Genomic DNA, 19,147 nt, shown 5'->3' on the forward strand with positions numbered 1-19,147 from the left:
CATCCAGCGGGATGTGCCAGCCAATCAAGCCTGGTAACGACTCAGGAACATGTCGAGGGCCGATTCGATCACCCGGGCCTGCTCCTCCTGGGTCAGGCTCGGTTGTCCCATCGAAACCTGCGGCCAGAAGGCGAACGTCTTGAGTAGCCCATGCATTTGCTGGGCGGCAAATGCCGGCTCCACGGGCTTCAACCGACCATCGGCCTGGGCCTGGCGAATCCAGGCCGTCAGGCCTTCTTCACGCTGGCCCATGCGCGACACCATGTTCTGGGCCCGCTCCGGGGAATGAATCGTTGCGGCGATGGCGATGCGCGCCAGGTCGAGGAAATTCTCGTCCGCCAGCAGGTGCAGTTTGGCTTGCAGCAATGTTTGAAGCTGCTCCCCCAGCGGCGTTTGCGAGCTGTAGGGCATGTCCTGTTCTGCGGTAATGCTGTTCCATAACCGATTCAGAATTTCGGCAAACAGTTCTTCCTTGCTGGGGAAATGGTTATACACCGTGCGCTTCGATACGCCGGCAGTCGCCGCGATCTTGTCCATGCTGGTGATCTCGAAACCGCTGCTACGGAATTCAGCAATCGCGGCCTGGAGGATGGCTTCGCGTTTTCGCTCGGTAAGGCGCTGCGGTACGGTCATGGGCATTCGTCGGTTGAGAAGAGAGAACTTACACTCGGCAGTTTACTTGCTCCCGGCATTCATGCAATCTAGAAACTACACCGAGTGGTGTAGTTTCTGTGTCAAACGGCTGAGCGTGCATGCAACGGCCATCCAGCGTCCCACAACGGCGAAGCGCAATTGCGACGACGTCCTTGGAGTTATCGCACCATGACCATTCCCTCTTTTTCGACCGATAGCCCGTCTGCCCAACATTTATCCCGGCACGAACAGGGCAAGTATCGCAATCACGCCCTCACTCCGCGGCAAGGGTTCGGCACGACCCTGCGCATCATCTGGAACATGACCTTCCACAAGCCGCGCGCTACCCGGCCGGCGGGCGCCATCGAGGTTCAACCGCTGACGCGCGCCGCGTTGCTGGCCGCGCCGAATCACAGCGTCTTCCGTCTCGGTCACTCCACCGTGTTGCTCAAGCTGCGGGACAAGTTCTGGCTGACCGACCCGGTGTTCTCCGAACGTGCTTCACCCGTGCAATGGGTCGGCCCCAAGCGTTTTCATCAGCCGCCCATCAGCCTGGAAGAGTTGCCGCCGATTGAAGCGGTGATCCTTTCCCACGATCATTACGACCACCTCGATCATCAGGCCATCCTCAAGTTGGCGGCCAAGACTCGCCACTTCCTGGCCCCCCTTGGCGTGGGCGATACCCTGATCAAATGGGGTGTCGATGCCAGCAAGGTGCGTCAACTGGATTGGTGGCAAGGCACCGAGGTGGACGGCATCGAGTTCATCGCCACGCCCTCCCAGCATTTTTCCGGTCGCGGTCTGTTCGACAGCAACAGCACCTTATGGGCCTCGTGGGTGATGATCGACGGTGCCACGCGAATTTTCTTCAGTGGCGACACCGGCTACTTCGAGGGTTTCAAACGCATCGGCGAACAATACGGCCCCTTCGACCTGACGCTGATGGAAACCGGCGCCTATAACGTCGATTGGCCCCATGTGCACATGCAGCCGGAGCAGACCCTGCAGGCTCACATCGACCTGAAGGGCCGCTGGCTGCTGCCGATCCACAACGGGACGTTCGACCTGGCGATGCATGCCTGGTATGAACCCTTCGATCGCATCCTTGCCTTGGCCTGGGAGCGCAACGTGTGCATCACCACTCCGCAAATGGGCGAAGCATTCACCCTGGCGCAGCCGCAACGTGGCCGCGCCTGGTGGCTGGACGTAGAACCTTCGGCGTACCCGGACCGGGCCGGTATCGCCTAGCACCTGCGCAGACGGTGTTATTCGATCATCGCGTAATCGGGCCGCCCCATCGGGTCCGGCGTCGCGCCCTTGATGTTCATGCCGCGCCCCGGTGCGAAGCCGGGGAAGAACACCAGCCCCTCGGCCTCCAGGCGAAACGCCAGGGCCAAGCGGGTTACATCGAGCAGCTCGCCACCGGCCTCGAAGCGGCGGATGGCCTGGACCGAGACGCCGGATTGCCGGGACAGCTCCTCGACACTCCAACCCAGCATGGCTCGGGCCTGCGCACTGTGAGCAGGGGTGAATTGATAGACAGCGATGCGTTCCAGAGTGGTTTTGATTGCGAGAGAGGCCATGGGATGCTCCAAAGCTGTGGGATTCAAAAAAGTACTGTGTTTTTGTACAGTTGTTTTCGGCCCGGATCAATCCCAATTTTTTGATTGATGACCAGCGGTCACACCTTGGATCGGCCGGATACCGGATCGCCAAACCGTTGCTCAGAATGAAGCTTTATCGGCTCACGCTCGATACCTGACTCTCTACCGCCTGATGCGCAGTCGGGACAAGGACTTGGCGATGGAAAGCGACTTGCCTTCGGACGAGATCGAGGCCAGTCAATGGGGCGGGTGGCTCAACAGAATGATCAAGAGCATCAGGGGCCAAAAGGGTTACATCGTGCCGAACGAAGAGATGTTGATGCATTGGCTCAAGCACTATTGCGGTGCCAATGACGCCGATATCGTGGTTGCGCGCGAGCGATACAAGGCCATGGTGCGCGCAGACGCAGATTTTTGAGTCGCGGACGTCGAGCTTTCACTCGGCGGCCAACCCGGGCGCCTCCCGAATAATGAAGTGGTCCAGGTTCTCGATATTGGCACTGAACACCCCGAACGTCTGGTCGGGTTTTTTCTTGCTCGGCACCTGCTTGAACTCCGGTGTCACGCCATAAAAGAAGCAATACAACGACGCGTCACTGTCGATGGCGTGCTTGATTTCTTCCAGGAACGCTTTGCGCTTGCGGTAGTTGTCGATCAGCTTCTTGCTCAGGTAAACATTGACTGAGTAAGGCTTCTTCTTTGTTTCGTCCGGTTGCTTGAACCAGACCTTTGCTTCGAAATCGATGCGAAAACTCAGGGTGTAATCCTTGATCTCCTTGATCTTGCCCCAGTAGATCAAGCCCTTGTTGTCCTGCAAGTAGTCGATCTTCTTGAAGAACGATCCATAGGGCGCCGTGTGCTCGCCAATCTTCAGCGGCATGCGCTTGAGCAGATCCTTGTTATCGAAATTCGAGACGAAACATTCCACCGGGTGGGCGAAGACATGGGTCTTGTCCGGCGCCGAGTCACGGCCCGGGTGCTCGTCATGACTGGCGGCTGAAGGCAGGCGCTCATCGCGCATCACGTCCGCCGCCACCGTCGGGCTGGACGGCTTGCGCACATACTCACGCCGAGTCAGCAACAACTCCGAAGGGAAATGCTCCTCCCGCCCGTCATCCGCTTCCGCCCCATCCGCTTCCAGGCCCGACGCCGGTGCCTTCAGGCTGACATAAGGACAACCCTCGATATGTCGGGTGCTGGGGATGTTCTTGAAGTGCGGCGTGCGCACGTAATTCACATTCTTGGCGTTGAACGTCCCCAACACATTCGCCGCATTAAACGCCATTCGACAGGCATCGTTGGGGCACTGGAACTGTTCTTTCGCGGAATCGAACGCCACCGTCTCGTCGAAATTCAGATCGCGTACGTCATAGATCGACAGCTTGTCGTCGAGGCTGAGGCAGTAGGCGAGGTCGAATTTCATGACGGGCTCGGGTCCTTGAGGGGAGAAGGGTATTAATAGCGGGAGGCGGGGAGGGTTGCACTGACTGTTTTAAGATCAGAGCAAATTTGTAGCAATGCCCCGACTATGGACAGGGTCCGAGACGTTATTGATATTCCTCCAACTTGACGATGACCCTGTGGCGAGGGAGCTTGCTCCCGCTGGGCTGCGCAGCAGCCCCAAATTAATCAGTATCATAATACCGATTATTTGCAGGGTTCTTGATTAAATCAGAATTATATTGCCGGAAATAACGAATTTAGCCAGAATGCCGGCATCATAGTTCCGATTGCAGGACCCTACCATGTCAGGACAGCTGACCATTCAGACGTTCGTTGGAGGCCATTGGTGCGATGCAATGAAGCTTTCCACGTCGAATGTTCAGAACGTGGATGAGTCGCGATGCGCCCTATTCTACGACCAGCACTATCTGGTCGACTTCATCGACAAACTGGATACCCCATTTGAACTCGCCATCAGCGCTAACCTCCCGCTGAGCTGGACGCATATCGATAGCAAAGGGTATCCCCCCTTCATCTACGACATCATACCGGCGGGTGCCGCCCGTAAATCGTTGCAGCGGCGATTCGGTGGAGAAAGGCCAGAAGGCATGGACATGAGTTTTTTCCTTCTGAGCCGCTGCACCCCATCGCCCATAGGTCACTTGCGGATTAAGGAGTCTTTTGAACAAATCGATCAGACTCGCAAGGAGGCGTTTGCCCGCAAAGAGGTTGTAGACAGGACAAGTGACTTTCTCGAGTACGCCTACGAATCCGGCGCTGCTCTAGGTGGCGCCACGGGGGCCCAGGGAGAGGCGCCGAAGCTGATTATGGTCGAAGGAAAGGACGGAGCTCTGTACGCCGACGCCATGCTTCCCGACGAGCTCGCGCGCCGCCATTGGCTGGTGAAGTTTGCTCGCAACCAAGCCTCTGAGCGCGACAAAAACATCCTTCGAACGGAGTACCACTATTACAAAGCGATCTCTCAGCTTGGTTTGAACACGATATCAACCGATAGACTTGTACTCGAGGAAGCCGATAAGCCAAGCCTGTGGATGCCGCGTTTCGATCGGCGGGTCGCTGATGGCGTGGTGGAAAGAATTCCGGTCGAATCGATCTATTCGCTGTGCAAGAACACCGAACCGGGTTCGAGGATGAACCATGAGGATGTGCTTAACCGCCTGATCCAACTGTGGCGCGTGAATGGGCAGCATGGCGAGCTGGAGGAACTGATATTCGAGTACCTGCGTCGCGACCTGCTCAACCGTGTCCTCGGGAACTCCGACAACCATGGGCGCAACATGGCGATCTTCAGGTATCGGAACAGATTCGACCTGGCGCCGATCTACGACCTTGCGCCGATGGTGCTCGACCCGGAAGGCGTTACCCGTGCCACCAAATGGAAGTCCGAGCATATGGGAAATCCAGACTGGAAAGCGATCTGCGGCTACTTCCAGGACGTGGTAGGCGTTGATGTGCTCTTCGAACGTCTGCTCGGAGCTGCCGAAACGTTTCGAGCCTTGCCGGATCTGCTGGTCGATCTACCGGCGGAAGTGAGACGTGCTCAGTCTGTTCCGCTGAACAATCTGGATAAGCGCCTGGCTGAATGGGGGCTTCGATGAAAGAGGACACCCACGAACGGCGCAAGGAAATCATCGAGGACATCGCAATGCAACATGCGATGGGGAACGAAACCCTGGGAACCGCCGTTCGTCGGCTACGGCTCGAGGTGACCGGTTTAGACCAGGACACCTTTGCATTGATGTGCAAGATGTCGACCAAGGCCCTGTACCAGATCGAGAAGGACAAGGGCAATCCAACCCTCAGCACCATTGACTCCATCCTGAGGAAGTTTGGACTGCGCCTCGGGCTGACCATCGCGCCCCAAACTATTTATACGCCGCCGCTTGGGCAGGACAAGGCTGTTTCTAATGCGCCGATTCGTGGGACTAAGCCTCGGCGTAAGTAGGCGGGTTAGCTTGCGTAAAGAGGCCGCTCTGCGAGCCACTGGAAAGGTCAAGGATAGCGACAAGGGCTCAACCGAATGAGTGATGGCCCGTTCCAGATCCAGTAGCCAGATTCACTCGATCTGAGCAGGCGGGATTTCAAGAGGCGCCTCAGCAATACAGGCCTCGTCGAACACCCCCATGGTCGTCTCGTCGATAGCGCCGATCTTCAGCAGCGCTTCAGCCGAGTTGTGAATCGACTCGAAGGCCTCACTTTTGAATTCGTTAGTCATTAGTATCTCCAGTAAAAGTTGGACTCAAGCCTTACCCCATCCCCGTGGCGAGGGAGCTTGCTCCCGCTGGGCTGCGCAGCAGCCCCAATCCCATATCACCAACAAAAACCGCCGTCCAAACACGGACGACGGCATCTCATCACCAGGTCAAAACCCTCGCAAAACCCGCGACGCCTTCCGCCACCAGGATTCATGCTGATTAAACGGATCATCCACCAGCACTGCCGGCATATCCCGCAAGCGAATCCATGGCTCATCCTGCCAGTGCAGCATGCAGAGCGACATCTTCGGCCAATCCAGCACGCTCAACGTAGGACGCTCCACCTTATGTGAGCAGCGCTCATCCCGCAGCGTAGGCACTACCTGATGCGTGATCCACTCACGCAGCAACCGGTACTCGGGACAGTAGTGATAAACCAGCAACGCATAAACGCCCGACTCGCTCAGCATCAGACGTTCCTCGGTCAAACCGTGGACATGCACAAGCATCATCCGGCGCTGGTCAGGATCAAGCTTGCGGGTCATGCGCTCATCGAGGTGCTTGCTCATCAAGCGTCCCAAGTCGGAGGCGCTGAACCAAGCCTGGTTTTCAACCAATAGGGCATGAAGATGGAGGTTGTGACGGGTGAAAACCGCCGGAATGTAAGCATCAGGCATGATGGGTCTCCGAGGTATACGGAGACCAGAGCTGCGTTCTTGTGGGCATAACTACCTCTACGTTCGAAGGTTAGCGGCGCGAGCCCGACGTAGAGGATGTAAGAAAAATCCCAACAAGCTATTTCCTACACAGAATTGCTCATGTTCTTAGACAACATGCGGTTCTATGGTTGGCGATTAGCTACTACGTTGGGCGTTTCTTAGGCACCTGCAACTAAGATAGGTAACGAGGCGATACGGCGTCAATGCGGAAGGATTCTGAGTTTTTCGTAGGGCAGAGGTGGTGTGCCGGTCCTGAAGTTAAACGCGGCTTTGCTTCCGTTGAATACAAAAAACCCCGTTTTCACGGGGTTTTCAGTTACGCGTGCAACACAGGATTCTTCTTTCGAATCAATCCCAGCTCAAAGCCCCACCCGTCTGATACTCAATCACTCGCGTCTCAAAGAAGTTCTTCTCTTTCTTCAAGTCCATGATCTCGCTCATCCAAGGGAACGGGTTAGTCGTCCCTGGATACTCTTCCTTCAGACCAATCTGCGACAGGCGACGGTTAGCGATGAACTTCAGATAGTCTTCCATCATCGCCGCGTTCATGCCCAACACGCCGCGAGGCATGGTGTCGCGGGCGTATTCGATCTCCAGCTGCGTACCCTGCAGGATCATCTGGGTCGCTTCTTCCTTCATTTCGGCATCCCACAGGTGCGGGTTTTCGATTTTGATCTGGTTGATCACGTCGATGCCGAAGTTCAGGTGCATGGATTCGTCGCGCAGGATGTACTGGAACTGCTCGGCGACGCCGGTCATTTTGTTGCGGCGGCCCATGGAGAGGATCTGGGTGAAGCCGCAGTAGAAGAAGATGCCTTCCAGGACGCAGTAGTAGGCGATCAGGTTGCGCAGCAGCTCTTTGTCGGTTTCCGGGGTGCCGGTTTCGAACTTCGGATCGGAGATCGAACGGGTGTATTTCAAGCCCCAGGCGGCTTTTTTCGCGACCGATGGGATCTCGTGGTACATGTTGAAGATCTCGCCTTCATCCATGGCCAGCGATTCGATGCAGTACTGGTAGGCGTGGGTGTGGATCGCCTCTTCGAAGGCCTGGCGCAGGATGTACTGGCGGCACTCCGGGTTGGTGATCAGGCGGTACACGGCCAGGACCAGGTTGTTGGCAACCAGGGAGTCGGCGGTGGAGAAGAAGCCCAGGTTGCGCATCACGATGCGGCGCTCGTCGTCGGTCAGGCCTTCCGGGTTTTTCCAGAGGGCGATGTCGGCGGTCATGTTGACTTCTTGCGGCATCCAGTGGTTTGCGCAGCCGTCCAGGTACTTCTGCCAGGCCCAGTCATATTTGAAAGGTACGAGCTGGTTGAGGTCGGCGCGGCAGTTGATCATGCGCTTTTCATCGACGGCGACACGGGCGGAGGCGCCTTCGAGTTCGGCGAGGCCTTCGGCGACGTCGAGTTTGTCGAGGGCGGCCTTGGCGCGAATGATCGCGGCCGAGTCGCTGGCCGTCACGGCCCGGGCTTCGAGGGCGGCGGCACCGCCGGCGCTGTCGAGGCGGTCCATGTTGGCTTCAGAAGCGTGGCCGGCGTTGGCGCCTTTTACAGCAACTTCGCCGTCTTCTTTGTCGAATTCGTCCCAGCTCAGCATGACGTGTCGTCTCCTGCGTGAGGGCCAGATGCCCGATGAAGGCCTACTGGCCGCGGTGGATCTTGAAAAATCGTTTGTTGCAGCAGCTGACGCAGGCAATAAACAGAAAAATGTACGGGTCATTCCGGAGCTGCGGTGAACGCGAGGAGGCGATTGGCCTCTGCGTAGGCTCCAAGTAAGCGTGATCCCCTGTAAGGGAATATTGCAGGCCCGTTTAAGGCGGCATTATAAGGACTTTTTTGCCTACGTGGTGCGGCGAAATAGCTCACAGAAGGGGTGGCGGGTGACATATCCGCGTGGGAGCGAGGGTTTACAAGGCTTTGGCCGCTTAAGATTTTTTTTGCATGAAGCGGATCGCAGATTTTTTTGATCAAAAAACCAGCGTTTTTTGCGGTTTTGCACTACATGTTGTGTTTGTAGGGCGTTTTTGGTGGCTCCAGACACAACCAGGCCCGAGCGAAATCGGGCCATGGAAATTGCCAGTTGTGATCAGCCGTTGGAGCAGCCGTTACCCATGATGCTGTAGCGCAGGATATGGCGCTGGCCCTTGGAGTCGTCGTATTCCATCTTGGCTGGGACCACTTCGCAGACATTCGGGATGTCGCTCATGGAGATGACCTTGGCGATGTCCAGGTGGGTGGAGTAGGTGTACTCCTCAATGGCCGGTTTTTGCTGTGCAACATCGGTCGGGGCCTCATCCGCCATCGCGGTGGCGCACAGGCTGCCGAGGACCAGAACCCATAAAGCTTTCATCTGATTCACCTTTCTTGAGGTCGAGTGGGGTCACGCAACCTTTTTGGGGTTGCGTGTGGAACGTGTATTGGAAGTTGGATTAACGGCCTTCGTGGGGGCTGTGTTGCGTTAATCGTGTTTGCCGGTTGGCGAGATGAATTTTAGGGAGTGGGGCTGGGCGCAAAAAGCCTTGGTTTTGATAAACACTGTTGGTTGATCTGGTAATAATCGCTGCAGGTGAGGGGATTGTCTGCCGTATCTATGTTGGATGTGCTGCCGCCATCGCGAGCAAGCTCGGCTCCCACAGGCTCGGCTGCTACACAGGGAAAGCCTGGCGGGAGCGGGGTTGCACGTTAGTACCGACATTTTGTAGGGACTTGTTACTACCATCGTCGAATGGTTCTATAGGCCCGCCCCGGGCTACAACGGGACCATACAAAAACAACTATGTCTCCGAGGTAAGAAAGATGAGTGCGGCTTCTCTGTATCCCGTTCGCCCCGAGGTTGCGGCCAGTACGTTGACTGACGAGGCGACCTACAAGGCGATGTATCAGCAGTCGGTCGTCAACCCGGATGGCTTCTGGCGCGAGCAGGCCAAGCGCCTCGACTGGATCAAACCGTTCACCACGGTGAAACAGACCTCCTTCGACGATCACCATGTCGATATCAAGTGGTTCGCCGACGGCACCTTGAACGTGTCCTATAACTGCCTCGACCGTCACCTGGCCGAGCGCGGCGATCAAATTGCGATTATCTGGGAGGGCGATGACCCGTCCGAGAGCCGCAACATCACCTATCGCGAGCTGCACGAAGAAGTCTGCAAGTTCGCCAACGCCCTGCGTGGCCAGGACGTGCATCGCGGCGACGTGGTGACCATCTACATGCCGATGATCCCTGAGGCCGTGGTCGCGATGCTGGCCTGTACCCGGATCGGTGCGATTCACTCGGTGGTGTTCGGCGGCTTCTCGCCGGAAGCACTGGCCGGCCGGATCATCGACTGCAAATCCAAAGTGGTGATCACCGCCGACGAAGGCGTTCGCGCCGGCAAGAAGATCCCGCTCAAGGCCAACGTCGATGACGCGCTGACCAACCCGGAAACCAGCAGCATCCAGAAAGTCATCGTGTGCAAGCGCACGGCTGGCAACATCAAGTGGAACCAGCACCGCGACATCTGGTACGAAGACCTGATGAAGGTGGCCGGCACCGTTTGCGCGCCGAAGGAAATGGGCGCCGAGGAAGCGCTGTTCATTCTCTACACCTCCGGTTCCACCGGCAAGCCCAAGGGCGTGCAGCACACCACGGCCGGCTATTTGCTGTACGCGGCGCTGACCCATGAGCGGGTGTTCGACTACAAGCCGGGCGAGGTCTACTGGTGCACCGCCGACGTGGGCTGGGTCACCGGCCACAGCTATATCGTCTACGGCCCGCTGGCCAATGGCGCGACCACGCTGCTGTTCGAAGGCGTGCCGAACTACCCGGACATCACCCGGGTGGCCAAGGTCATCGACAAGCACAAGGTCAGCATCCTCTACACCGCGCCGACGGCTATCCGCGCGATGATGGCCTCGGGCACCGCCGCTGTCGAAGGCGCCGATGGCAGCAGCCTGCGCCTGTTGGGTTCGGTGGGCGAGCCGATCAACCCGGAAGCCTGGGACTGGTACTACAAGAATGTCGGCAAGGAACGTTGCCCGATCGTCGACACCTGGTGGCAGACCGAGACCGGTGGCGTGCTGATCAGCCCATTGCCAGGCGCCACGGCGTTGAAGCCGGGTTCGGCCACTCGCCCGTTCTTTGGTGTGGTGCCGGCGCTGGTGGACAACCTCGGCAACCTGATCGAAGGCGCGGCCGAAGGCAACCTGGTGATCCTCGATTCGTGGCCAGGCCAGGCGCGTACGCTGTACGGCGATCATGACCGTTTCGTCGACACCTACTTCAAGACCTTCAGCGGCATGTACTTCACCGGTGACGGCGCCCGTCGCGACGAGGACGGCTACTACTGGATCACCGGTCGAGTGGATGACGTGCTCAACGTGTCCGGCCACCGCATGGGCACGGCCGAGATCGAGAGCGCCATGGTCGCCCACCCGAAAGTCGCCGAAGCGGCGGTGGTGGGTGTGCCGCACGACATCAAGGGGCAGGGCATCTATGTCTACGTCACCCTCAATGCCGGCGAAGAAACCAGCGAGGCCCTGCGCCTGGAACTGAAGAACTGGGTGCGCAAGGAGATCGGTCCGATTGCCTCGCCGGATGTGATCCAGTGGGCACCAGGGCTGCCGAAGACCCGTTCCGGCAAGATCATGCGCCGCATCCTGCGCAAGATCGCCACGGCGGAATACGACGGGTTGGGTGATATCTCCACCCTGGCCGACCCGGGTGTGGTGGCGCACTTGATCGAGACGCACAAGACCATGAACGTTGCCTGACGGCGGTTTGTGACCTCAAGAAGCCCCGCCTGGCATTTGCCTGGCGGGGCTTTTTTGTGCGCGTCGCATGGCCTTTGTGGCGAGGGGATTTATCCCCGCTGGGCTGCGAAGCAGCCCCAAGATCCCCGACTCATTCTTCCTGATACACCGAGTTGCCTGGTTTTAGGGCCGCTTCGCAGCCCAACGGGGATAAATCCCCTCGCCACAGGTTGGGGGTTCGAACGACCGCGGTGCCTGGCTTTGGGGCTGCTTCGCAGCCCAGCGGGAGCAAGCTCCCTCGCCACAGGTTCGGCGAATGAATAAATATCGGCGTTTAAAGTAGGAGGTGTCCGAACGTTACCGGTGTTTCGAAATGTGTAACCAAAGGCGCCACAACGGGGCGATGTGAAACGCGAAGCCCCGTTACAGGGCGGCTCCGGGCGTTCCGGAAAATAAGCCGACACGCTGTGCTTGCCGGATTAGAAGGGTTTGCGAATAATGGGCCCGCTATTTGCAGCATAGATCGGTTTCCCTTCTTTTGCTCTTGCATGAATTTGCGGGGCTGTCAATGTGCTCGAACCGCTTTCTCGGTGCTTCTGTAATTTGTTGTCGCATTGAAGAAATATCGGCTTCGGGCCTGTCGTTAGAATGCCGATCACTCGCTCGTCGTGGCTCGCGTTGGATAAACCGTGAGCTTCCCAGGACGCAGCACCCACGTTCGTTCCACCCATTCGCATATTGGGCTGTTGCTCACTCTGCCGTTTTTGCCCTTTACCGATGGAGTCCCAAGATGAAGAAACTTGTGCTGCTTGGCGCCCTGGCACTGTCCGTGCTGTCCCTGCCGACCTTCGCTGATGAGAAACCCCTGAAGATTGGTATCGAAGCGGCTTACCCTCCGTTCGCCTCGAAAGCCCCGGATGGCAGCATCGTCGGCTTCGACTACGACATCGGCAATGCGCTGTGCGAAGAAATGAAGGTCAAGTGCGTATGGGTCGAGCAAGAATTCGACGGTCTGATACCGGCGCTGAAGGTGCGCAAGATCGACGCGATCCTGTCGTCCATGTCCATCACTGAAGATCGCAAGAAGTCCGTTGATTTCACCAACAAGTACTACAACACCCCGGCCCGTCTGGTGATGAAGGCCGGTACCCAGGTCAGCGACAACCTGGCCGAGCTCAAGGGCAAGAACATCGGCGTGCAGCGCGGTTCGATCCACGAGCGTTTCGCCCGTGAAGTCCTGGCCCCGCTGGGTGCCGAGATCAAGCCGTACGGTTCGCAGAACGAAATCTACCTGGACGTCGCCGCCGGCCGCCTCGACGGCACCGTGGCAGACGCTACCCTGTTGGATGACGGCTTCCTCAAGACCGATGCCGGCAAGGGCTTCGCATTCGTAGGTCCAGCCTTCACCGACGAGAAATACTTCGGCGACGGCATCGGTATCGCGGTTCGCAAGGGCGATGCGCTGAAAGACAAGATCAATGGCGCGATCACCGCCATCCGCGAGAACGGCAAGTACAAGCAAATCCAGGACAAATACTTCGCTTTCGATATCTACGGCAAGTAACGACGTCCCGCCACTCGTGCGAAATGGCGCAAGCAACAGGATCTCTGCGGTTTGCGCCATTTTTTCATCCCACTTTCGAGGACCTGAATCATGTTGAAAGGCTACGGGGCTGTCATCCTCGATGGCGCATGGTTGACGCTTGAGCTCGCCTTGTCGTCCATGGCCCTGGCCATCGTCCTGGGTTTGATCGGCGTTGCGTTGCGCCTTTCTCCGGTGCGCTGGCTGGCGTGGCTGGGCGACCTGTATTCCACGGTCATTCGCGGCATTCCCGACCTGGTGCTGATCCTGCTGATTTTCTACGGCGGCCAGGACTTGCTCAATCGCGTGGCACCGATGCTCGGCTATGACGACTACATCGACCTGAATCCGTTGGCGGCCGGTATCGGCACCCTGGGCTTCATCTTCGGTGCGTACCTGTCGGAGACCTTTCGCGGTGCATTCATGGCGATTCCCAAGGGCCAGGCCGAGGCGGGCATGGCGTACGGCATGAGTGGCTTCCAGGTGTTCTTCCGGGTGCTGGTGCCGCAGATGATTCGCCTGGCGATTCCGGGCTTCACCAACAACTGGCTGGTATTGACCAAGGCTACCGCGCTGATTTCCGTGGTGGGCCTGCAAGACATGATGTTCAAGGCCAAGCAGGCGGCGGATGCCACTCGCGAGCCTTTCACCTTCTTCCTCGCAGTGGCGGCGATGTACCTGGTGATCACCAGTGTCTCGTTGCTGGCGTTGCGTCACCTTGAGAAGCGCTACTCGGTAGGCGTAAGGGCGGCTGATCTATGATCTTCGACTACAACGTCATCTATGAAGCCTTGCCGCTGTATTTCAGTGGCTTGCTGACCACCCTCAAATTGTTGGCCCTGTCGCTGTTCTTCGGCCTGCTGGCGGCGTTGCCCCTGGGGCTGATGCGGGTGTCCAAGCAGCCGCTCGTCAACATGACGGCCTGGCTCTACACCTACGTGATCCGCGGCACGCCGATGCTGGTGCAGCTGTTCCTGATCTACTACGGGCTGGCGCAGTTCGCGATCGTGCGCGAAAGCTTCCTCTGGCCGTGGCTGTCCAGCGCGACGTTCTGTGCGTGCCTGGCGTTCGCCATCAACACCAGCGCCTACACCGCCGAAATCATCGCCGGCAGCCTGCGGGCCACGCCCAATGGTGAGATCGAAGCGGCCAAGGCCATGGGCATGTCGCGCTACAAGCTGTATCGCCGGATCCTGCTGCCGTCGGCCTTGCGTCGGGCGCTGCCGCAATACAGCAACGAAGTGATCATGATGTTGCAGACCACCAGCCTGGCATCCATCGTGACCCTGATCGACATCACCGGCGCGGCGCGCACGGTGAATGCGCAGTATTACTTGCCGTTCGAGGCCTACATCACGGCCGGCGCTTTCTACCTGTGCCTGACCTTCATTCTGGTGCGCCTGTTCAAACTGGCCGAGCGCCGCTGGCTGGGTTACCTGGCCCCGCGCAAGCACTGATAACGCATCGATCCGATCGACTGCTCAACGACTGACGTTTTGTGAGAACCGACCGCATGTACAAGCTTGAAGTCCAAGACCTGCATAAACGCTATGGCAGTCACGAAGTGCTCAAGGGCGTGTCCCTGAAGGCCGCCGCTGGCGATGTGATCAGCATCATCGGCTCCAGTGGCTCCGGCAAGAGTACCTTCCTGCGTTGCATCAACCTGCTCGAGCAACCCCATGCCGGCAAGATTCTGCTCAACAACGAAGAGCTGAAACTGGTCGCCGGCAAGGATGGCGCCATGAAGGCCGCGGACCCCAAGCAACTGCAGCGCATGCGTTCGCGGCTGTCGATGGTGTTCCAGCATTTCAACCTGTGGTCCCACATGACCGCGCTGGAAAACATCATGGAGGCGCCCGTGCATGTGCTGGGCGTGGCCAAGGCTGAAGCGCGGGAGAAGGCCGAGCACTACCTGAACAAGGTCGGCGTGGCCCATCGCAAGGATGCCTACCCGGGCCATATGTCCGGCGGCGAGCAGCAGCGCGTGGCGATTGCCCGTGCGCTGGCGATGGAGCCTGAGGTGATGCTGTTCGACGAGCCGACCTCGGCGCTGGACCCGGAGCTGGTGGGCGACGTGCTCAAGGTGATGCAGGCCCTGGCCGTGGAAGGTCGGACCATGGTGGTGGTGACTCACGAAATGGGCTTTGCCCGCGAGGTCTCGAACCAACTGGTGTTCCTGCACAAAGGCATCGTCGAAGAAAGCGGCAACCCACGTGAAGTGCTGGTCAATCCGCAATCGGAGCGCCTGCAACAATTTCTTTCGGGCAGCCTCAAGTAATCGCTCCCGTTACGCACCTGATTTGGGTCATGCTGCGCACCGCGCGCCAGATGGTCTAATTTGGTTGCAGCCGCTTTTGGCTTTAACACTGTTTTCGCTTCGGATCGCCCGCCATGACTGCCCATCGAATAGGTTTCCTGATTTGGCCCAGCACTAAAGCCTTGACGCTGGCGCTGGCCGAGGAGGCCTTGCGTGTCGCTCAGCGGGTGCATCCGGATGTGGTCTACGAGCTGTCGTTCCTGCAGGCCGAGCCACCGGCCGCCGGCGCCTGGCAATTGCCGGGCGAACCTTGGGCCGGCAAGCTCGAGGGGTTCCAGAAGCTGTTCCTGCTGGCCGATGAGCCGCCGACCGCACTGGCCTCGCCCCTGAGCAGCGCCCTCAAGCAACTGGTGCGTGCCGGTTGCGTGATCGGTGGTTTGTCGGCGGGTGTCTATCCCTTGGCCCAGCTGGGTTTGCTCGACGGTTACCGTGCCGCTGTGCATTGGCGTTGGCAGGACGACTTCTCCGAACGTTTCCCCAAGGTCATCGCCACCAGTCATCTGTTTGACTGGGATCGCGATCGCCTGAGCGCTTGCGGCGGCATGTCGGTGCTGGACCTGTTGCTGGCGGTCCTGGCCCGGGATCACGGTGCGGAGCTGGCCGGCGCGGTGTCGGAAGAGTTGGTGGTCGAGCGCATTCGTGAAGGCGGCGAGCGCCAGCGCATCCCGTTGCAGAACCGCCTCGGTTCCAGCCATCCAAAGCTCACCCAGGCGGTGCTGCTGATGGAAGCCAATATCGAAGAGCCGCTGACCACCGACGAAATCGCCCAGCATGTGTGTGTATCCCGCCGGCAACTGGAGCGGATCTTCAAGCAATACCTCAATCGCGTGCCCAGCCAGTATTACCTGGAGTTGCGCCTGAACAAGGCCCGGCAGATGTTGATGCAGACCAGCAAATCCATCATCCAGATCGGCCTGTCCTGCGGTTTCTCCTCGGGGCCACACTTCTCCAGCGCCTACCGCAACTTCTTCGGCGCCACGCCGCGGGAAGACCGCAACCAGCGACGCAGCAGCAGCCCGTTCGAATTGTCCTCGGTGCCGTCCGAGCGGGGCTAGGCTGGCACAACTTCCCGGCAGCAAGGGAATCTGTGGGAGCAAGGCTTGCCCGCGATGCAGGCGCCACATTTGTGCAGGCTAACCGAGTCATCGTTCATCGCGAGCAAGCTTTGCTCCCACAGGTAAGTCCCTTTGCCGCAAGTGCCTGGCAAGGGAAAGCTTCTGAATCAAATCTCGAGGCAGGCGCCTCAAATCCCTTGGCAACGTTTAAACTGCGCCTTTGCGACGCTATTTGTCGCATTGCCGTAAACCCGCGCAAAACGTGGGTTGGCGCTATAAGAAGTTGTCGCTTGGCGGCAAGGCCGGGCTGAAAACTGTCCTTACAATCCTTACCAAGCCCGCCAGTTCCAGGCGGGTGTTCCTCATCAGGAGACTCCGATGTCCGTTGAGCAAGCCGCGGTACAACGCGCCGATTTCGACCAGGTTATGGTTCCCAACTATGCACCTGCTGCCTTCATACCTGTGCGTGGTGCCGGTTCCCGCGTATGGGACCAATCCGGTCGTGAGTTGATCGACTTTGCTGGCGGCATTGCAGTCAACGTACTGGGCCACGCCCACCCGGCGCTGGTCGGCGCACTGACCGAACAGGCCAACAAGCTGTGGCACGTCTCCAACGTCTTTACCAATGAGCCGGCCCTGCGCCTGGCCCACAAGCTGGTCAACGCGACGTTCGCCGAGCGCGCGTTTTTCTGCAACTCCGGCGCCGAAGCCAACGAGGCCGCCTTCAAGCTGGCCCGTCGCGTTGCGTTCGATCGTTTCGGCAGCGAAAAATACGAAATCATCGCCGCGCTCAATAGCTTCCACGGTCGCACCCTGTTCACCGTCAACGTCGGCGGGCAGTCGAAGTACTCCGATGGTTTCGGACCTAAAATTACTGGCATCACCCACGTTCCTTATAACGACCTGGCCGCGTTGAAAGCCGCTGTCTCGGACAAGACCTGCGCCGTGGTGCTGGAGCCGATCCAGGGCGAGGGCGGCGTGCTGCCGGCCGAGCAGGCCTACCTGCAAGGCGCCCGTGACTTGTGCGATGCCCACGACGCGCTGCTGGTGTTCGATGAGGTGCAGACCGGCATGGGCCGCAGCGGTCATCTGTTCGCCTACATGCATTACGGCGTGGTCCCGGACATCCTCACCAGCGCCAAGAGCCTGGGCGGTGGTTTCCCGATTGCGGCGATGCTCACCACCGAAGCCCTGGCCAAGCACCTGGTGGTCGGCACCCACGGCACCACCTATGGCGGCAACCCGCTGGCCTGCGCAGTGGCCGAAGCGGTGATCGATGTGGTCAATACGCCTGAGGTGCTCGGTGGTGTCAAAACCAAGCACGCCAAGTTCAAGGCGCGCCTGGAACAGATCGGCGAGAAGTACGGCCTGTTCACCCAAGTGCGTGGCCTGGGCCTGCTGATCGGCTGCGTGCTGAACGATGCCTGGAAAGGCAAGGCCAAGGACATCTTCAACGCCGCCGAACAGGAAGGCCTGATGATCCTGCAAGCCGGCCCGGACGTGATTCGCTTCGCCCCGAGCCTGGTGGTGGAAGACGCCGACATCGACGCCGGCCTGGACCGCTTCGAGCGGGCTGCGGCGAAGCTGACCCAGTCCTGATCCCGAAAAGCTGAACCGGCTCCATGGGGAGCCAGGTTCTTGTGGGAGCTGAGCTTGCTCGCGATGGGATCGCCTCGGTTTGACAGGTAGAGCTCATTGCCTGCATCGCGAGCAAGCTTTGCTCCCACAGGGAGTCAGTATTTTTTTCTGTGTATCGACCCAATGGTCGAACCCTTTATTTCAAGTTAAGGAGTGACACCATGCTGGTGATGCGCCCCGCGCAAATGGCGGATCTGGGCGAGGTACAGCGTCTGGCTGCGGACAGTCCGATCGGTGTCACTTCCTTGCCGGATGACGTGGAACGCCTGAGCGACAAGATCGCCGCAAGCGAAGCCTCGTTTGCCGCTGAAGTCAGCTTCAACGGCGAAGAAAGCTATTTCTTCGTCCTCGAAGACACCGCGACCGGCAAGCTGGCGGGCTGTTCGGCCATCGTCGCGTCGGCCGGTTATTCCGAACCGTTCTACAGCTTTCGCAACGAGACCTTCGTTCACGCCTCCCGTGAGCTGAAGATCCACAACAAGATCCACGTGCTCTCCCAATGCCACGACCTGACCGGCAACAGCCTGCTGACCAGTTTCTACGTGGTTCCGGAACTGGTGGGTTCGCCATGGTCGGAACTCAATTCACGGGGGCGGCTGTTGTTCGTCGCCAGCCATCCGGAGCGGTTCGCCGATTCGGTGGTGACCGAGATCGTCGGCTACAGCGATGAGAATGGCGATTCGCCGTTCTGGGACGCCATCGGTCGCAACTTCTTCGACCTCAACTACGCCGCCGCCGAGCGCCTGTGCGGGCTGAAGAGCCGTACCTTCCTCGCCGAGCTGATGCCCCATTACCCGATCTACGTGCCGCTGTTGCCGGATGCCGCCCAAGAAGCCATGGGCCAGGTGCATCCGCGGGCGCAGATCACCTTCGACATCCTGATGCGCGAGGGTTTCGAGACCGATCACTACATCGACATCTTCGACGGTGGCCCGACCCTGCATGCCCGCGTCTCGGGCATCCGCTCGATCGCCCAGAGCCGCGTGGTGCCGGTGAAGATCGGCGAACCGGTCAAGGGCGCCGGCCGCCAATACCTGGTGGCCAATGCCCAGTTGCAGGATTACCGCGCCGTGCTGCTCGAACTCGACTACGCGCCGGGCAAACCGGTGACCCTGGATATGGAAGCGGCCGAAGCCTTGGGCGTTGGCGAAGGCGCCAGCGTGCGCCTGGTGGCGGTTTAATGAGTTTCGCGGGTGGCGCAAGCGGCCCG

General features: G+C 59.0%; 19 protein-coding genes. 12 read left to right on the plus strand and 7 right to left on the minus strand.

From position 1 onward, the window contains the following. Positions 1 to 24 precede the first annotated feature (24 nt). Positions 25 to 633 carry a TetR/AcrR family transcriptional regulator gene (locus IB266_RS11025; protein WP_192261201.1) on the minus strand — a complete coding sequence of 203 codons (609 nt, stop codon included), beginning with the start codon at positions 631 to 633 and terminating at the stop codon, positions 25 to 27. Between the two features lie 189 nt (positions 634 to 822). On the opposite strand from IB266_RS11025, the gene IB266_RS11030 reads away from it, so the two are divergent. Beyond that, complete coding sequence (locus IB266_RS11030; protein WP_192261202.1) at positions 823 to 1,881, plus strand: MBL fold metallo-hydrolase; 1,059 nt, start codon at positions 823 to 825, stop codon at positions 1,879 to 1,881. A gap of 17 nt (positions 1,882 to 1,898) precedes the next feature. On the opposite strand, the gene IB266_RS11035 is transcribed toward IB266_RS11030, so the two are convergent. After that, positions 1,899 to 2,216: a helix-turn-helix domain-containing protein gene (locus IB266_RS11035; protein WP_060740988.1), complete on the minus strand. Its 318-nt coding sequence runs from the start codon at positions 2,214 to 2,216 to the stop codon at positions 1,899 to 1,901. A 220-nt stretch (positions 2,217 to 2,436) separates the two neighbouring features. Between IB266_RS11035 and IB266_RS11040 the strand changes: the two genes are divergently transcribed. Then, positions 2,437 to 2,655 (plus strand): hypothetical protein, encoded by a 219-nt coding sequence (locus IB266_RS11040; RefSeq protein ID WP_192261203.1) that lies wholly within the window; start codon positions 2,437 to 2,439, stop codon positions 2,653 to 2,655. 18 nt (positions 2,656 to 2,673) lie between these two features. Here IB266_RS11040 and IB266_RS11045 read toward each other — a convergent pair whose 3' ends face one another. After that, positions 2,674 to 3,660, minus strand: coding sequence for a hypothetical protein (locus IB266_RS11045; RefSeq protein WP_192261204.1), 987 nt, complete (start codon positions 3,658 to 3,660; stop codon positions 2,674 to 2,676). A 322-nt stretch (positions 3,661 to 3,982) separates the two neighbouring features. Here IB266_RS11045 and IB266_RS11050 point away from each other — a divergent pair, with 322 nt between their 5' ends. Together IB266_RS11050 and IB266_RS11055 are read left to right on the plus strand one after the other, a co-directional pair. Then, complete coding sequence (locus IB266_RS11050) at positions 3,983 to 5,299, plus strand: type II toxin-antitoxin system HipA family toxin (protein ID WP_192261205.1); 1,317 nt, start codon at positions 3,983 to 3,985, stop codon at positions 5,297 to 5,299. Next, entirely contained in the window at positions 5,296 to 5,646 is a 351-nt protein-coding gene (locus tag IB266_RS11055) for a helix-turn-helix domain-containing protein (protein ID WP_225613489.1), read from the plus strand. Before IB266_RS11050 ends, IB266_RS11055 begins: the two co-directional genes overlap by 4 nt. Before the next feature lie 111 nt (positions 5,647 to 5,757). On the opposite strand, the gene IB266_RS11060 is transcribed toward IB266_RS11055, so the two are convergent. From IB266_RS11060 to IB266_RS11075, 4 genes are all read right to left on the minus strand, one after another. After that, on the minus strand, positions 5,758 to 5,916 hold the full coding sequence (locus tag IB266_RS11060) for a DNA-binding protein (RefSeq protein ID WP_192261207.1): 159 nt from the start codon (positions 5,914 to 5,916) through the stop codon (positions 5,758 to 5,760). A 147-nt stretch (positions 5,917 to 6,063) separates the two neighbouring features. Then, positions 6,064 to 6,573, minus strand: a complete 510-nt coding sequence (locus tag IB266_RS11065) for a Bro-N domain-containing protein (RefSeq protein ID WP_192261208.1) — start codon at positions 6,571 to 6,573, stop codon at positions 6,064 to 6,066. Positions 6,574 to 6,963: 390 nt separating this feature from the next. Then, the gene (locus IB266_RS11070; RefSeq protein ID WP_024776511.1) at positions 6,964 to 8,211 is read right to left on the minus strand and encodes a ribonucleotide-diphosphate reductase subunit beta; all 1,248 of its coding nucleotides are present in this window, start codon (positions 8,209 to 8,211) and stop codon (positions 6,964 to 6,966) included. A 489-nt stretch (positions 8,212 to 8,700) separates the two neighbouring features. After that, on the minus strand, positions 8,701 to 8,964 hold the full coding sequence (locus IB266_RS11075) for a DUF2790 domain-containing protein (RefSeq protein ID WP_192261209.1): 264 nt from the start codon (positions 8,962 to 8,964) through the stop codon (positions 8,701 to 8,703). A 446-nt stretch (positions 8,965 to 9,410) separates the two neighbouring features. On the opposite strand from IB266_RS11075, the gene acs reads away from it, so the two are divergent. From acs to aruF, 8 genes are all read left to right on the plus strand, one after another. Beyond that, complete coding sequence (gene acs / locus IB266_RS11080) at positions 9,411 to 11,366, plus strand: acetate--CoA ligase (protein ID WP_060741002.1); 1,956 nt, start codon at positions 9,411 to 9,413, stop codon at positions 11,364 to 11,366. Positions 11,367 to 12,135: 769 nt separating this feature from the next. Continuing rightward, complete coding sequence (locus IB266_RS11085; RefSeq protein WP_072408612.1) at positions 12,136 to 12,909, plus strand: ABC transporter substrate-binding protein; 774 nt, start codon at positions 12,136 to 12,138, stop codon at positions 12,907 to 12,909. Between the two features lie 90 nt (positions 12,910 to 12,999). Beyond that, the gene (locus IB266_RS11090; protein ID WP_060741004.1) at positions 13,000 to 13,689 is read left to right on the plus strand and encodes an ABC transporter permease; all 690 of its coding nucleotides are present in this window, start codon (positions 13,000 to 13,002) and stop codon (positions 13,687 to 13,689) included. After that, positions 13,686 to 14,384 (plus strand): ABC transporter permease, encoded by a 699-nt coding sequence (locus IB266_RS11095; protein WP_192261210.1) that lies wholly within the window; start codon positions 13,686 to 13,688, stop codon positions 14,382 to 14,384. The genes IB266_RS11090 and IB266_RS11095 overlap by 4 nt, the downstream gene beginning before the upstream one ends. Positions 14,385 to 14,440: 56 nt before the next feature. Continuing rightward, positions 14,441 to 15,205, plus strand: coding sequence for an ABC transporter ATP-binding protein (locus IB266_RS11100; protein ID WP_060741006.1), 765 nt, complete (start codon positions 14,441 to 14,443; stop codon positions 15,203 to 15,205). Between the two features lie 113 nt (positions 15,206 to 15,318). Beyond that, positions 15,319 to 16,299 (plus strand): GlxA family transcriptional regulator, encoded by a 981-nt coding sequence (locus tag IB266_RS11105; protein ID WP_060741007.1) that lies wholly within the window; start codon positions 15,319 to 15,321, stop codon positions 16,297 to 16,299. 378 nt (positions 16,300 to 16,677) lie between these two features. After that, positions 16,678 to 17,898 (plus strand): aspartate aminotransferase family protein, encoded by a 1,221-nt coding sequence (locus IB266_RS11110; RefSeq protein WP_192261211.1) that lies wholly within the window; start codon positions 16,678 to 16,680, stop codon positions 17,896 to 17,898. A 200-nt stretch (positions 17,899 to 18,098) separates the two neighbouring features. After that, entirely contained in the window at positions 18,099 to 19,118 is a 1,020-nt protein-coding gene (gene aruF, locus IB266_RS11115; RefSeq protein ID WP_003178851.1) for an arginine/ornithine succinyltransferase subunit alpha, read from the plus strand. The last annotated feature ends 29 nt before the right edge of the window (positions 19,119 to 19,147 follow it).

This window comes from Pseudomonas sp. Pdm06, from assembly GCF_014851795.1.
Taxonomy (GTDB): domain Bacteria; phylum Pseudomonadota; class Gammaproteobacteria; order Pseudomonadales; family Pseudomonadaceae; genus Aquipseudomonas; species Aquipseudomonas fluorescens_AA.

What these genes read in the sequence shown, in the direction of transcription:
- IB266_RS11025 (WP_192261201.1), bottom strand. Translation starts at nt 633, where the DNA reads ATGACCGTACCGCAGCGCCTTACCGAGCGAAAACGCGAAGCCATCCTC.
- IB266_RS11030 (WP_192261202.1), top strand. Translation starts at nt 823, where the DNA reads ATGACCATTCCCTCTTTTTCGACCGATAGCCCGTCTGCCCAACATTTA.
- IB266_RS11035 (WP_060740988.1), bottom strand. Translation starts at nt 2,216, where the DNA reads ATGGCCTCTCTCGCAATCAAAACCACTCTGGAACGCATCGCTGTCTAT.
- IB266_RS11040 (WP_192261203.1), top strand. Translation starts at nt 2,437, where the DNA reads ATGGAAAGCGACTTGCCTTCGGACGAGATCGAGGCCAGTCAATGGGGC.
- IB266_RS11045 (WP_192261204.1), bottom strand. Translation starts at nt 3,660, where the DNA reads ATGAAATTCGACCTCGCCTACTGCCTCAGCCTCGACGACAAGCTGTCG.
- IB266_RS11050 (WP_192261205.1), top strand. Translation starts at nt 3,983, where the DNA reads ATGTCAGGACAGCTGACCATTCAGACGTTCGTTGGAGGCCATTGGTGC.
- IB266_RS11055 (WP_225613489.1), top strand. Translation starts at nt 5,296, where the DNA reads ATGAAAGAGGACACCCACGAACGGCGCAAGGAAATCATCGAGGACATC.
- IB266_RS11060 (WP_192261207.1), bottom strand. Translation starts at nt 5,916, where the DNA reads ATGACTAACGAATTCAAAAGTGAGGCCTTCGAGTCGATTCACAACTCG.
- IB266_RS11065 (WP_192261208.1), bottom strand. Translation starts at nt 6,573, where the DNA reads ATGCCTGATGCTTACATTCCGGCGGTTTTCACCCGTCACAACCTCCAT.
- IB266_RS11070 (WP_024776511.1), bottom strand. Translation starts at nt 8,211, where the DNA reads ATGCTGAGCTGGGACGAATTCGACAAAGAAGACGGCGAAGTTGCTGTA.
- IB266_RS11075 (WP_192261209.1), bottom strand. Translation starts at nt 8,964, where the DNA reads ATGAAAGCTTTATGGGTTCTGGTCCTCGGCAGCCTGTGCGCCACCGCG.
- acs (WP_060741002.1), top strand. Translation starts at nt 9,411, where the DNA reads ATGAGTGCGGCTTCTCTGTATCCCGTTCGCCCCGAGGTTGCGGCCAGT.
- IB266_RS11085 (WP_072408612.1), top strand. Translation starts at nt 12,136, where the DNA reads ATGAAGAAACTTGTGCTGCTTGGCGCCCTGGCACTGTCCGTGCTGTCC.
- IB266_RS11090 (WP_060741004.1), top strand. Translation starts at nt 13,000, where the DNA reads ATGTTGAAAGGCTACGGGGCTGTCATCCTCGATGGCGCATGGTTGACG.
- IB266_RS11095 (WP_192261210.1), top strand. Translation starts at nt 13,686, where the DNA reads ATGATCTTCGACTACAACGTCATCTATGAAGCCTTGCCGCTGTATTTC.
- IB266_RS11100 (WP_060741006.1), top strand. Translation starts at nt 14,441, where the DNA reads ATGTACAAGCTTGAAGTCCAAGACCTGCATAAACGCTATGGCAGTCAC.
- IB266_RS11105 (WP_060741007.1), top strand. Translation starts at nt 15,319, where the DNA reads ATGACTGCCCATCGAATAGGTTTCCTGATTTGGCCCAGCACTAAAGCC.
- IB266_RS11110 (WP_192261211.1), top strand. Translation starts at nt 16,678, where the DNA reads ATGTCCGTTGAGCAAGCCGCGGTACAACGCGCCGATTTCGACCAGGTT.
- aruF (WP_003178851.1), top strand. Translation starts at nt 18,099, where the DNA reads ATGCTGGTGATGCGCCCCGCGCAAATGGCGGATCTGGGCGAGGTACAG.